This window comes from Amycolatopsis sp. NPDC003865, assembly GCF_053605345.1.
Genome location: NZ_JBSGJA010000023.1, coordinates 1 through 12,022 on the forward strand (window position 1 = coordinate 1; position 12,022 = coordinate 12,022).

A 12,022-nucleotide genomic window follows, 5' to 3' on the forward strand; every position below is an offset into this window, starting at 1 on the left:
ACCGGCCACCACGCGAAGTACTCGACGAATGGTTCACCCAACACCACGCAGCATGATACAGTCCGCTTGAGCAGCGTCCGAAATCTTCGGAGCACTTCAAAAGCGTGCCTTGACAAACCCGGTCGTCGACTGGGATGCGGCTTGGGAGGAGGGCGGGGGAGGTCTGGTGATCTCGTGGTCGGCTTGCTCTGCCGGCTGCCCGTTCAAAGCTGCCGGCTGCCGGCTTGCTCTGCCGACTGCCGACTGCCGGTGGGACGCCCCTGTGTCGGCGCGGCCGCGTGTCAGCGCTTCGGCCAGTGCCAGCTCGGGCGGTCCAACCTTCCCTGGCCCACCAGCTTTGTCTCGCCGTTCTCCTTCTCCAGCTCCAACTCTCCGACCTCGGCCACCTCCGACAGCGCCCGGATCAGCGGGGCCGCGTGGGAAACCACCACCAGCTGCGTCTCCTTCGCCGCGACCGCGATCAACGCCGCCAGTGCCGGCAGCAAGTCCGGGTGCAGTGATGTCTCCGGCTCGTTCAGCACCAGGAGCTCCGGTGGCCGCGGTGTCAGCAGGGCCGCCACCCACAGCAGGAACCGCAGCGTTCCGTCCGACAGCTCTGCCGCCGACAGCGGCCTCAGCAGCCCGTGCTGGTGGAAGCGGATCGACAGCACCTCGTCCTGGGACTCCACCGCTACCCGGGAGCCCGGGAACGCCGCGTCCACCACCTCTGCCAGCTCCGCCGCCCGGCCGATCTCGATGATCGTCTGCAACGCCGATGCCAGGTCCGCTCCGTCGTGGGACAGCACGAACGTCCGGGTGCCCACGCGGGACCGGCGGGCCGGGGCCGCCGCGTCCGTGCGGAAGTGGTCGTAGAAGCGCCACGACCTGATGCGCTCGCGGACCACCAGCAGCTCCGGGCACGCCCGTGGGTCCGCGAACTCGCTCAGCATGCTGTCGGACAACCGGATCTCGAACGTCTCCGGGTCCCAGCCGCCGGACGCCACCCGCGTGCGCACCGCCGGGCCCGCCCGGTCCGCGAGCAGGGCGGCCGGCCGCAAGACCGGCCCCGACCACACCGCCTCGCGCTTGAACTCCGGGTCGAGGTTGAACATCGTCCTGCCCGGGACCGGCAGCCCCAGGTCGAGCGCGTAGCCGAACTCGTCGCCCGCGAACCCCAGCCGGAGGCCGACCGCCTTCGTGCGGACCGTGCCCTGGACCCGTGAACCCGGGCGCGAGCCGTTCTCCGGTCCCGCCCACAACGTCGACGGCAGACCGCCTTCGCCGGCCAGTGCCGCCACCGCGCCGTTGCGGGACGCGTCCGCCAGCAGCCGCAGCGCGCGGTACAGGCTCGACTTGCCGCTGCCGTTCGGCCCCGTCACCACCGTCAGCCCGGACAGCGGCAGCACCAGGTCGCGCAGCGAGCGGTAGTTCTCGACGGCCAGCGTGGTCAGCATGCCCCGAACCTAGCCGCCACCCCCGACAGTTCACCGACGGCGAGCAGCGCGACCTGCCGCGCGGGACCGCCTGCCGTCGCGGCTTTGACGCACGAAGGCCGCACCGGGCGTACCCGGTGCGGCCTCCCCCGACGACGTCAGACCCCGGTCACTTGACCGGCATGGTCACCTCGTAGACGCGGACCGGCGCCTTGCGCGCACCCGCGAAGCCGTTGGCCCACAGGGATTCCACCTGGGCGGCCTCTTCCGAGTTCGGGTTGGCGTTGGTGCACGACGGGCCGGGGCCACCGCCGGACATCAGCTCCGAGCACGGACCTTCGTAGTGGTCCGGCAGACCCAGCGCGTGCCCGGTCTCGTGGGCGGTGATGCGGGTCTGGTTGTACTGCTCGGCCTGCGTGTAGTCGATGAAGATCGTGCCGCTGCCGTGGCCGTCGGTCTGGGCGTACGAACCGCGCGGGTCGTTGCCCTCGGTGTAGTGCAGCGACGCGCCCGAGGAGCTCTCCTGGAGCTTGACGTTCGACACCGCCGCGTTCCAGTTCGCCGCGCCCGCGTTGATCTGGTCGCGGAAGGTGGGGGCGTCCGAGGTGTCGTAGTAGACGATCGTGGCCGCTTCCGGGGCCGCCATGGCGGGCGCCGCGGTCAGCGGGGTCGCGATCATCGCCAGTGCGACGGCGGCGCCGGGCAGCAGGTACTTCCTGGACATCGGGACGACTCCTTGCCGTGGGGAATTTGCCGGGTTTGCGCGCGCTGGGTGTCGAACTTACGGAATCGCCCGGCTCTTGTGACCCGACTTTCGTACTGCAAGGCGAACGGTGATTTACCAACCATTTCGTCGTGTTGACATGCGTGGCCGCGCATACGAGGATGCGCCGTCCGGCTCAGCCGACCGGGTCCGCCAGCGGGATCTCACCTTCGGACAACCACGAGCCGCGCCACGCGAGGTCGTCCCTGACCAGCGGTTTTCCGCACGCGTCGCACTTCTTGCCCGGCCGGGTCAGCTCGCCGCAGGCGCAGTGGACCAGCTGCATCGGGCCGTACGCGTTTTCCGTCGACGTGTGGGCGTCACCCCACGCGCCGAGCGCGTGCAGCACCGGCAACGCGTCCGAGCCGGCCTTCGTGAGGCGGTACTCGTGCCGCGTCCGGCCGCCGTCGCGGTAGGGGAGCTTCGTCAGCAGGCCGCGCTCGACGAGCTTGGCGAGCCGGGTCGTCAGCACGTTGTCGGCGATGCCGAGCTGGGCGCGGAAGTCCTCGAACCGGGTGGTGCCCGCGGTCGCGTTGCGCAGGATCAGCAGCGTCCACGGCTCGCCGAGGACGTCGGCGGCGCGGGCGATCGGACAGGAGTTGTCCTCCCAGGTGGTCCGGCGGCTCATGTGATTCCTCCTACCTGACTTGCTTGAAGCAAGTCTACGTCGTACTGTCGGCTCCAGCTAGCTTGCAACGAGCAAGTCAGGTGCGAGAGGAGCTCGTCATGGAGATCACGGGTGCGGTGGCGCTGGTCACCGGAGCCAACCGGGGGCTCGGCAGGCAGTTCGCCGCCGCGCTCCTCGCGCGCGGTGCGAAGAAGGTCTATGCCGCCGCGCGCAATCCCGAGTCCGTCGACCTGCCCGGGGTGGTGCCGATCCGCCTCGACGTCACGGACCCGGAGTCGATCCGGGAGGCCGCGAAGCTGGCCGGCGACGTCACGCTGCTGGTCAACAACGCCGGTTCGTCCACCGGCTCCACGCTGCTGGCCGGGAAGCTCGAGGACATCAAGCTCGAGATGGACACGCACTACTTCGGCACCCTCGCCGTGACGCGCGAGTTCGCGCCGATCCTCGAGCGCAACGGCGGCGGCGCGGTCCTCAACGTGCTGTCGGTGCTGTCGTGGTTCACCGCGCCGCGGGTCGCCGCGTACTCCGCGGCCAAGTCGGCGGCGTGGTCGCTGACCAACGCGCTGCGCCTGGAACTGGCGCCGCAGAAGACGCAGGTGACTGCGCTGCACGTGGGTTACATGGACACCGACATGGCCAAGCACGTCGACGGGCCGAAGGTCGACCCGGCGGTCGTGGCCGGGCTCGCGCTCGACGGCGTCGAGCAGGGCCGCTTCGAGGTGCTCGCCGACGACGTCAGCCGGAACGTCCGGGCCGGGCTTTCGGGTGACCTCGCCGGGCTGTACCCGGCGCTCGTCTCCTGAGTCCACATCGGACGGTATCGGCCGGCTGAACGGGTTCCCGCTCAACGAGAGCCCACCGGGCCGCAGAGGTCCGTATTGACCGCGGCGGTATGTCGACTTAGCGTTTTCCGACAGTAAGGAAACTTTCCTAACTGTCGGAGGTCCTCATGCACAGACCCCGGGCGATCGCCATGGCGATCGCGGCCGTCGGCGCCCTCCTGGTGGCGCCGGCAGCCGCGAACGCCGCGACAGTCACCTACGAAGCCGAAAACGCCACCATCTCCCAAGGCGTGGTCGACTCCGACCACGCCGGGTTCACCGGCACCGGATTCGTCAACTACGACAACGTGACCGGCTCGGCCGTCCAGTGGTCGGTCTCGGTCGCCGCGGCCGGCAGCGCGTCGCTGGCGTTCCGCTTCGCCAACGGCACGACGACCGCCCGGCCGATGACGATCGCCGTCGACGGCACGACCGTCGCGACGCCGTCCTTCGCCGGTACCGGCGCCTGGACGACGTGGACCACCACGACGGTGACCACGACCCTGGCCGCGGGCACGCACACCGTCCGGGCCACGGCGACGACCGCGAACGGCGGCCCGAACGTCGACTCGCTGGCCGTGAGCGACGCCGGGGGCGGCGGGGGTGCGCCGAGCGCGTCCGAGCTGCTCTCGAAGCTGACGTCGTGCAGTCAGATCTCCAGCGGGAAGTACAAGACCGACTCCGAGACGAGCCGGACGATCCCGGTCTGCGGGCTCTCCGACGCCGTCTTCTGGAAGGCCGACATGGACATCGACTGCGACGGCCAGCGCACGTCGCAGTGCAACGAAAACACCGACTGCTGCTTCCAGGCCGACACCGCGTTCCACCAGTCCGACGGGAAGCCGCTGAACGCCGCCACCCTGCCGTACGTCGTCGTGCCGAGCCCGAGCAGCACCTGGGACTACCGGAAGTTCGGCATCGCGGGCGCCGGCGTGGTGGCGGTGATCTTCAACAACCAGGTCACCTACGCCGTGGTCGGCGACACCGGGCCGACCGACATCATCGGCGAAGCCTCGTACGCCACGGCGAGCTCGCTGGGGATCAACCCCGACCCGTCGAACGGCGGAACCGATTCCGGCGTCACCTATCTGTTCTTCAAGAATTCCAAGGTCACGCCGATCGAGAGCCATGCCAACGCCGTGAGCACCGGCGAAACCCTTGCGCGGCAGTTCGTGAACAACCACTGAGCGCGGCGTTCCGGGGTCCTTTCGGGGACCCCGGAACACGGGCGTCACGGGTCCGGGCGTATGAATGGGCGGGTGCCGGAGAACGTCGAAGCCGGAAACGGCCGAACGAGGAACCGCTGGGGCGAAGGCGAACGGCTGCGCGGGGAGATCCTGGCGGCGGCCGGGCGGTTGCTGGCCGAGCTCGGCGGGGAAGACGGGCTGACGATCCGCGGGGTGGCACGCGCGGTCGGCATCGCCCCGGCCAGCATCTACCAGCATTTTTCCGACCGCGCGGAATTGGTCCAGGGACTGCTCGACCACGAATACGCGCGGCTTGCGGAATCGATGCGGGCGGCGGAGGAGACGCTCGGCGAAACCGACGTCGTCGGCCGCGTCCGGGCGCAGATTCACGCGTACTGCACGTTCGCGATGGAGAACCCGGGGCATTACCGGCTGATGCTCGCGAACGGGGCGTCCCGGCCGGAGCCCGGCGCCCGCGCGGAAGGGCCGCTGCTGGACGTCATCGACCGCCTCGCGGCGGGGTTCGAAAGGTGTGTCGAGGCCGGTCACGCGCTGCGCGTGACACCGGGGCGCGCGGCGGCCGTGGTGTTCGTCGGCGCGCACGGGCGGGTCGCGTTGTTCCACAGCGTGCTGAACCGGACCGGGGCCGAGCTGGTGGAGCCGTTCGTCGACGAACTGGTGTCGCTGGTGTTCGCCTGACCGCCGCTGTCGGGGTTCCGGGTGGCGGTCAGCCGGCCGGCCGCACGCGGAACTCGGTGCCGTCCGGATCCGCCAGCACGACGGTGCCGTCGTCGCGGGTGCCGAGCCGGGTGGCGCCGAGGGAGAGCAGCGCGGCGACCGCCGCCGGCTGGCCGCCGTCGGCCGGGAACAGCTCGAAGCGCTGCCGGTTCGGCTCCGCCGCGGGGCCGCCGTCCCAGGTGTCCCAAGCGACTTTCGTGCCGCCGCGCGGTGACTGGATCGCGGTCTGCTCGCCCTGGTCCCACACCAGGGGCCAGCCCAGCGCCTTGCCCCAGAACTGGCCGACCTGGCGGGTGCCGGCGCAGGTGAGCTCGCCCAGCGGGCCGCACCCGGCGAGGTAGCCGTTGCCGGGCTCGATCACGCAGAACTCGTAGCCCGCCGGGTCGGCCAGGACGACGTGCGCCTCCTCGGGGCGCTGCCCGACGTCGAGGTGGCGGCCGCCGAGCCGGAGCGCCGTGGCCACCGTGTGCCTCTGGTCGTCGAGGTCGGCGCTGGTCAGGTGCAGGTGCATCCGGTTCTCGCCGGGCCGGCCATCGCGACCCGGTGCGAACCGCAGGCCGAGCTGGGTGTCGCCGCCCGGGAGCAGCAGGCCCCCGCCGTCGTCGACGACCTCTCGGCCGAGCAGGCCGGCCCAGAAGCGCGCCGGTTCGGCCGGGTCGTCCGCCTCGAAGGTCACCGCCAGCAGTCGCGAACCCATCACCGCAACGTAGGCACCGGCCCCGCGGAGCGGCAAGGCAATATCGAACCGGCCCTGGCGAAGTTCCCGGGAGATGCTTAGCATAGCTATGTAAATTTCCGGCAGCTTCGGGAGGTATCCGGTGGACGGCGTGCCCGCGTTTCCGATGACCCGGCGGTGTCCCTTCGACCCGCCCGCCGAACTCGCCGAGCTACCCCCGGTGTCCCGCGTCCGGCTGTGGAACGGCAGTACGCCGTGGCTGGTCACGCGCTACGACGACGTCCGCGCGGTGCTGCGCGACTCGCGGATCAGCGCCGACTCCGACCGGCCCGGCTACCCGCACCAGAGCGCGGCTTCGGCGGCCCGGCGGCGGCGCGCGAAGTCGTTCATCACGATGGACGGCGCCGAGCACGCGGCCCAGCGGCGCCTGCTGACCGGCGACTTCCTGGTGAAGAAGATGGAGGCGCTGCGCCCGGCGATCCAGCGCATCGTCGACGACCTGGTCGACGAACTGCTGGCCGGCCCGAAACCGGCCGACCTCGTGACGGCGTTCGCGTTGCCGGTGCCGTCGCTGGTCATCTGCGAACTGCTCGGCGTCCCGTATGAGGACCGGGAGTTGTTCCAGGACATCACGAAGGTGATGGTGTCCCGGACGGCGACGCCCGCGGAAGCGGTGCGGGCGACCGAAGAACTGCTGGCGTACCTGGGCGGCCTGGTGGAGCGGAAGGCGGCCGCGCCGGGTGACGACGTCCTGAGCAAGCTGGCGGTGTCCCAGTACGCGACCGGCCGCATGAGCGCCGAAGAGGTGGCGTCGATGGGTCAGCTGCTGCTGGTGGCGGGCCACGAAACGACGGCGAACATGATCGCGCTCGGCACGGTGGCGCTGCTGGAGCACCCCGCGCAACTCGAACTGGTGCGCACGGGCGACGCGGACCTGCTGCGCCGCGCGGTCGAGGAACTGTTGCGCTACTTGAACATCACGCACACGGGCCGTCGCCGGGTGGCGGTCGAGGACCTCGAAGTGGGCGGCGAGCTGATCCGCGCGGGCGAGGGCGTCATCGCGGCGGGCGACGCGGCCAACCGCGACGCCGCCGCGTTCGCCGACCCGGACCGCCTGGACGTGACGCGCGAGGCCCGCCACCACGTGGCGTTCGGGTACGGGGTCCACCAATGCCTGGGGCAGACGCTGGCCCGGGTGGAGCTGCAGGTGGTGTACGGGACGCTGTACCGGCGCATCCCGGATCTGCGGCTGGCGGTGCCCGTGGAGGAGCTGGCCTTCAAGGACGACATGCTGGTGTACGGGGTGCACTGCCTCCCGGTCACGTGGTGAACACCATGCGGTGACCGCGCGCGGTGTCCATGTACTCGCGCACGCGGTGGATCAGCCCGTCGCGGAGCTCGAAGACGAAGCAGTAGTCGTTGGCGTAGTGGTTGCCGTTGGCGAGCGTCGCCGTCATGGTCTCCTCGACGACGACGCGGTCACCGTCGGCGTGGAAGCCGTGGAACGTCACGGTGACGTCGCTGACGAAGAAGCGCGGGAAGTCCTCGGCGAGGAACCGCACGATCGCCTCGCGGCCGACCAGGCGCGACGGCCCGTCGAGGGCGACGGCGGTGGCGTTCCCGGGCGGGGCCGACCATTCGGCGTCTTCGGTGAAGACGGCGGCGATCCGGCCGGCGTCGTGGCTGGCGAACTCCCGCCAGGCGTGCTGAACGATCTCGCGGTTCATGCTCGCGACCCTAGGCGGGGCAACGGGTCCGGTCTGGCGGGTTCGCGACGTGATCACACCGCGCGCTGCAGGGCGTCGATGTGCCGGCCGAGGCGGGCCGAGAGGAACCGGGCGCGGTCGGCGTCGTCGACCTTGCGGGGCACCATCTCCACCAGCATGATCAAGTCGAGGTACACCCGGTACAACCCGAGTCGCGCCCACACCGGCATGCCGAAGCGCACCGGGCCGTCCGCCGCCCGGTAGCCCGCGAGCAGCTCGGGTTCGAGGTCGCGGAACAGTCCCAGCGAGACGAACTCCGCCGCCGGGTCGCCCCAGAACGCCCGCTCGGCGTCGATGATGCCCGACAGGCGGCCGCCGTCGAGCAGGATGTTGCCGTCCCACAGGTCGAAGTGGACCAGCACCGGCGTCGTCACCAGCTCCAGCAGCGGCTCGTGCCGGCGCACCAGGTGCGCGATCTCCGCCGCCGGGCGCGGGAGGTGGACGCCGTAGCGGACGGCGTCGGCCAGGACCGCGTCCGCCATCGCCGTGAACGCCTGCGGCCACGTCGGGTGCAGGGGGTCCTGCGGGTAGCCGAAGCCGTCGCCGGTGACGGTGTGCAGCCCGGCCACGACCTCGCCCAGCTCCCGGTGCGGCCGCGGCCCGTCGGCGGCCTGCGACCACGGGACGCCCGGCAGCTCCGTCATCAGCAGGAACCCCGGCCCCGCGCCGACGACGGACGGCAGCGGGCCGGGAACCCGGCGGTAGTACTCGGCTTCGGTGGCCAGCAGGTCGTGTTCGTGCGACAGGCCCGGCGCGGTGGGGGCGATCTTGAGCACCAGCCGCCGCCCGTCGGCCAGCTCCAGCCGGATCGCCGTGTTGTACGTCCCGCCGCCGATGTTCTCGGCCGCCACCACCGAAGCCGGGTCGATGCCCGATGCCGTCAGTTCCGCGCGCACCCGGCCGAGTCTGCCACTAGCCGCCCGTTTTTTCGCGCGCGTCGGCGAGGTCCTCGGCGGTCGGCGCGTCGTCCTGGGTCAGCCGGCGCCGCCAGTAGCCGGTGAACTCGATGACGCTCTTGGCGAACCCCCGCTCGTGCACGAGGTGACGGCGCAGCGCCCGCACCATCCCCGCCTCGCCCGCGAGCCAGGCCGCCGATCCTGGGCCGAGCGAGGCGCCGCGCACGGCGTCGAGCAGCCTGGCCCCGTGCGGTGCGCCGTCTCGGTGCAGCCAGTGGACGGGCAGCGGCTGCTCCTCCGCCGCGTCCGCCACCTCGACGAACGCCACCGCGTTGTCCACTTCGGACAGGATCGTGGCGATGGCGGGCACCGCCGTCTCGTCCCCGGCCAGCAGCAGGGTGTCCGCTGTGGACAGTGGACGGCGGTACGCGGCGTCCGGACCGTACCGGCCGAGGACGGCTCCGGGCGCCGCCGTCCGCGCCCACGCCGTCGCCGGGCCGTCGGTGTGGCCGGAGTGCAGCACGAACTCGACGTCGATCGTGTCGCCGTCGCGCGAGCGCACGGTGTAGCTGCGCATCACCGGCCGCTCTTCGGCGGGGATCGCCAGGTACGCCTGGTACCAGCGCATGACGTCGCCGTCGTCCGGCGGCAGCCGCACCGGATGACCCGGCGGCGGGAACAGGAGCTTGAGCTGCTGGTCGGGCCACGCCTGGAGGTCACGCAACCCGTCGCCGGTGAACGTGACGCGCACGGTGCGCGGCGTCGGGTGCCGCACCGCCGTCACTTCGAGCAGGCCCGTCGGTTTCACGGCTTCCCCAGGTATTCGCGCAGGTGGCGGGCCGTCAGCGTGGCGGCGTTCTCGACCAGGGCCGCCGGCGTCCCTTCGAAGACGACCCGGCCGCCGTCGTGGCCGGCGCCGGGGCCGAGGTCGATCAGCCAGTCCGCGTGGGCCATGACCGCCTGGTGGTGCTCGATGACGAGCACCGTGTTGCCCGCGTCGACGATCCGGTCGAGCAGCGCGAGCAGCTGGTCGACGTCGGCGAGGTGCAGCCCGGTCGTCGGCTCGTCGAGGATGTACGTCGAGCCCTTCCGCGACATCCGGATCGCCAGCTTCAGCCGCTGCCGCTCGCCGCCGGAGAGCGTGGTCAGCGGCTGGCCGAGCGTGAGGTAGCCGAGGCCGACGTCGGCGAGGCGGTCGAGGACGGTCCGCGCGGTGCCCGTGGCGAAGAACTCGCGCGCCTCGGCGACGGACATCGCGAGGACGTCGCTGATGTTCTTGCCGCGCAGTTCGAACGTGAGCACCTTGGGCGTGAACCGCTTGCCCTCGCACTCTTCGCAGACCGACGCGACGCCGGCCATCATCGCCAGGTCCGTGTAGGTGACGCCGAGCCCCTTGCAGTGCGGGCAGGCGCCTTCCGAGTTGGCGCTGAACAGGCTCGCCTTGACGCCGTTGGCCTTGGCGAACGCGGTGCGGATCGGGTCGAGCAGGCCGGTGTAGGTCGCCGGGTTGGACCGCCGGGAGCCGCGGATCGCCGACTGGTCGACCACGACGACGTCGTCGCGGTGTGCGAGGGAGCCGTGGATCAGCGACGACTTCCCGGACCCCGCCACACCGGTGACCACGGTCAGCACGCCGAGCGGGATGTCGACGCTGACGTCGCGCAGGTTGTGCAGGCGAGCGCCGGTGATCGAGACGTGCCCGGTGGGCGTGCGGACCCGCTCCCGGAGGGTGACGCGGTGGTCGAGGTGGCGGCCGGTGAGCGTGCCGGACGCGCGCAGGCCGTCGACGCTGCCGGTGTAGCAGAGCCGGCCGCCGTCGGTGCCCGCGCCGGGGCCGAGGTCGACGACGTGGTCGGCGATCCGGATCGTCTCCGGCTTGTGCTCGACGACCAGGATCGTGTTCCCCTTGTCCCGCAGGCACAGCAGCAGGTTGTTCATCCGCTCGATGTCGTGCGGGTGCAGCCCGACGGTCGGCTCGTCGAAGACGTAGGTGACGTCGGTGAGGCTCGATCCGAGGTGGCGCACCATCTTCACGCGCTGCGCCTCGCCGCCGGAGAGCGTCGCGGATTCGCGGTCGAGGGAGAGGTAGCCGAGACCGATCTCGACCAGCGAGTCGAGCGTGTCGCGCAAGTTGCCCAGCAGCGGCCGGATCGACGGCGCGTCGAGGCTCCGGACGAACTCGGCGAGGTCGCTGATCTGCATCGCGGCGCAGTCGGCGATGTTCCTGCCGTCGATCTTCGCCGACAGCGCGGCCTGGTTCAGCCGGGCGCCGCCGCACGCGGCGCAGGTCTTGAAGGTGGCGGCCCGCTCGATGAACGCGCGCAGTTTCGGTTGCAGCGATTCGACGTCCTTGTGCAGGTAGAGCCGCCGGACCTTCACCGCGAGACCCTCGTAGGTGACGTTGGTCTTGCCGACCTTCACCTTGCAGGAGTCCTTGTGCAGCAACGCGTCGAGCTGCTCCGGCGTGAAGTCGCGGATCTTGGCGTCGGGGTCGTAGAAGCCGGAGGACAGGTAGGTCTGCACGTACCACGTGTCCGGTGTGAAGCCCGGCACCTGGATCGCGCCTTCGTGGAGGGAAAGGTCGAAGTCGAGCAGCGCGTTGACGTCGAGGTCGGAGACGCGGCCGAGGCCCTCGCAGGCCGGGCACATGCCCTCGGGCAGGTTGAAGCTGAACGCGCCGGACGTGCCGACGTGCGGTTCGCCGAGCCGGGAGAAGGCGATCCGCAGCATCGCGTAGGCGTCGGTCGCGGTGCCGACGGTGGAGCGCGAGTTGGCGCCCATCCGCTCCTGGTCGACGACGATGGCCGCGCTGAGGTTTTCGAGCAGGTCGACGTCCGGGCGCGAGAGGCTCGGCATGAACGACTGGAGGAAGGCGCTGTAGGTCTCGTTGATCAGCCGCTGGGACTCGGCCGCGATGGTGCCGAAGACCAGGGACGACTTGCCGGAGCCGGACACGCCCGTGAATACCGTGAGCCGGCGCTTCGGGATGTCCAGGTCGATGCCGGTCAAGTTGTTCTCCCGGGCCCCCCGGACCTCGATCACGTCGTGGGTGTCGGCGGCCCGCCTGGGTGAGGTCATACCGTCCTTCTTGATAGTTTAGGCTGTAAAGTGATCTCCAGCGTACAATACTTTAGG

At 70.9% G+C, this 12,022-nt stretch carries 12 protein-coding genes; 4 read left to right on the top strand and 8 right to left on the bottom strand.

Features of this window, described 5'->3' with window-relative positions; all coding sequences use genetic code 11:
- Positions 1-281 precede the first annotated feature (281 nt).
- The 3 genes from ACWEVP_RS39615 to ACWEVP_RS39625 all read right to left on the bottom strand — a co-directional run bounded on the left by ACWEVP_RS39615 (position 282) and on the right by ACWEVP_RS39625 (position 2,803).
- A complete protein-coding gene (locus tag ACWEVP_RS39615; protein WP_452067711.1) occupies positions 282-1,433 on the bottom strand; it encodes an AAA family ATPase in 1,152 nt (383 codons plus the stop codon).
- A gap of 148 nt (positions 1,434-1,581) precedes the next feature.
- The gene (locus ACWEVP_RS39620; protein ID WP_452067712.1) at positions 1,582-2,136 is read right to left on the bottom strand and encodes a snapalysin family zinc-dependent metalloprotease; all 555 of its coding nucleotides are present in this window, start codon (positions 2,134-2,136) and stop codon (positions 1,582-1,584) included.
- A gap of 175 nt (positions 2,137-2,311) precedes the next feature.
- Positions 2,312-2,803 carry a winged helix-turn-helix transcriptional regulator gene (locus ACWEVP_RS39625; RefSeq protein ID WP_452067713.1) on the bottom strand — a complete coding sequence of 164 codons (492 nt, stop codon included), beginning with the start codon at positions 2,801-2,803 and terminating at the stop codon, positions 2,312-2,314.
- Between the two features lie 98 nt (positions 2,804-2,901).
- On the opposite strand from ACWEVP_RS39625, the gene ACWEVP_RS39630 reads away from it, so the two are divergent.
- From ACWEVP_RS39630 to ACWEVP_RS39640, 3 genes are all read left to right on the top strand, one after another.
- The gene (locus ACWEVP_RS39630) at positions 2,902-3,606 is read left to right on the top strand and encodes an SDR family oxidoreductase (protein WP_452067714.1); all 705 of its coding nucleotides are present in this window, start codon (positions 2,902-2,904) and stop codon (positions 3,604-3,606) included.
- Positions 3,607-3,776: 170 nt separating this feature from the next.
- Positions 3,777-4,811, top strand: a complete 1,035-nt coding sequence (locus ACWEVP_RS39635; RefSeq protein ID WP_452067841.1) for a glycoside hydrolase family 75 protein — start codon at positions 3,777-3,779, stop codon at positions 4,809-4,811.
- A gap of 135 nt (positions 4,812-4,946) precedes the next feature.
- Positions 4,947-5,510 carry a TetR/AcrR family transcriptional regulator gene (locus tag ACWEVP_RS39640; RefSeq protein WP_452067842.1) on the top strand — a complete coding sequence of 188 codons (564 nt, stop codon included), beginning with the start codon at positions 4,947-4,949 and terminating at the stop codon, positions 5,508-5,510.
- A 28-nt stretch (positions 5,511-5,538) separates the two neighbouring features.
- Here the strand turns inward: ACWEVP_RS39640 and ACWEVP_RS39645 are convergent, their stop codons facing one another.
- Positions 5,539-6,246, bottom strand: a complete 708-nt coding sequence (locus tag ACWEVP_RS39645; protein ID WP_452067715.1) for a VOC family protein — start codon at positions 6,244-6,246, stop codon at positions 5,539-5,541.
- A gap of 145 nt (positions 6,247-6,391) precedes the next feature.
- Between ACWEVP_RS39645 and ACWEVP_RS39650 the strand changes: the two genes are divergently transcribed.
- Complete coding sequence (locus ACWEVP_RS39650) at positions 6,392-7,555, top strand: cytochrome P450 (RefSeq protein WP_452067843.1); 1,164 nt, start codon at positions 6,392-6,394, stop codon at positions 7,553-7,555.
- Here ACWEVP_RS39650 and ACWEVP_RS39655 read toward each other — a convergent pair.
- The 4 genes from ACWEVP_RS39655 to ACWEVP_RS39670 are packed head-to-tail and all read right to left on the bottom strand — an operon-like array spanning position 7,545 to position 11,965.
- Positions 7,545-7,952 carry a nuclear transport factor 2 family protein gene (locus ACWEVP_RS39655; protein ID WP_452067716.1) on the bottom strand — a complete coding sequence of 136 codons (408 nt, stop codon included), beginning with the start codon at positions 7,950-7,952 and terminating at the stop codon, positions 7,545-7,547. The genes ACWEVP_RS39650 and ACWEVP_RS39655 overlap by 11 nt on opposite strands.
- Before the next feature lie 53 nt (positions 7,953-8,005).
- On the bottom strand, positions 8,006-8,887 hold the full coding sequence (locus ACWEVP_RS39660; RefSeq protein ID WP_452067717.1) for a phosphotransferase family protein: 882 nt from the start codon (positions 8,885-8,887) through the stop codon (positions 8,006-8,008).
- 16 nt (positions 8,888-8,903) lie between these two features.
- Positions 8,904-9,695: a siderophore-interacting protein gene (locus ACWEVP_RS39665; protein ID WP_452067718.1), complete on the bottom strand. Its 792-nt coding sequence runs from the start codon at positions 9,693-9,695 to the stop codon at positions 8,904-8,906.
- Positions 9,692-11,965, bottom strand: coding sequence for an ATP-binding cassette domain-containing protein (locus ACWEVP_RS39670; RefSeq protein WP_452067719.1), 2,274 nt, complete (start codon positions 11,963-11,965; stop codon positions 9,692-9,694). Before ACWEVP_RS39670 ends, ACWEVP_RS39665 begins: the two co-directional genes overlap by 4 nt.
- Positions 11,966-12,022: the final 57 nt, after the last annotated feature.

What these genes read in the sequence shown, in the direction of transcription:
- ACWEVP_RS39615 (WP_452067711.1), bottom strand. Translation starts at nt 1,433, where the DNA reads ATGCTGACCACGCTGGCCGTCGAGAACTACCGCTCGCTGCGCGACCTG.
- ACWEVP_RS39620 (WP_452067712.1), bottom strand. Translation starts at nt 2,136, where the DNA reads ATGTCCAGGAAGTACCTGCTGCCCGGCGCCGCCGTCGCACTGGCGATG.
- ACWEVP_RS39625 (WP_452067713.1), bottom strand. Translation starts at nt 2,803, where the DNA reads ATGAGCCGCCGGACCACCTGGGAGGACAACTCCTGTCCGATCGCCCGC.
- ACWEVP_RS39630 (WP_452067714.1), top strand. Translation starts at nt 2,902, where the DNA reads ATGGAGATCACGGGTGCGGTGGCGCTGGTCACCGGAGCCAACCGGGGG.
- ACWEVP_RS39635 (WP_452067841.1), top strand. Translation starts at nt 3,777, where the DNA reads ATGGCGATCGCGGCCGTCGGCGCCCTCCTGGTGGCGCCGGCAGCCGCG.
- ACWEVP_RS39645 (WP_452067715.1), bottom strand. Translation starts at nt 6,246, where the DNA reads ATGGGTTCGCGACTGCTGGCGGTGACCTTCGAGGCGGACGACCCGGCC.
- ACWEVP_RS39650 (WP_452067843.1), top strand. Translation starts at nt 6,392, where the DNA reads ATGACCCGGCGGTGTCCCTTCGACCCGCCCGCCGAACTCGCCGAGCTA.
- ACWEVP_RS39655 (WP_452067716.1), bottom strand. Translation starts at nt 7,952, where the DNA reads ATGAACCGCGAGATCGTTCAGCACGCCTGGCGGGAGTTCGCCAGCCAC.
- ACWEVP_RS39670 (WP_452067719.1), bottom strand. Translation starts at nt 11,965, where the DNA reads ATGACCTCACCCAGGCGGGCCGCCGACACCCACGACGTGATCGAGGTC.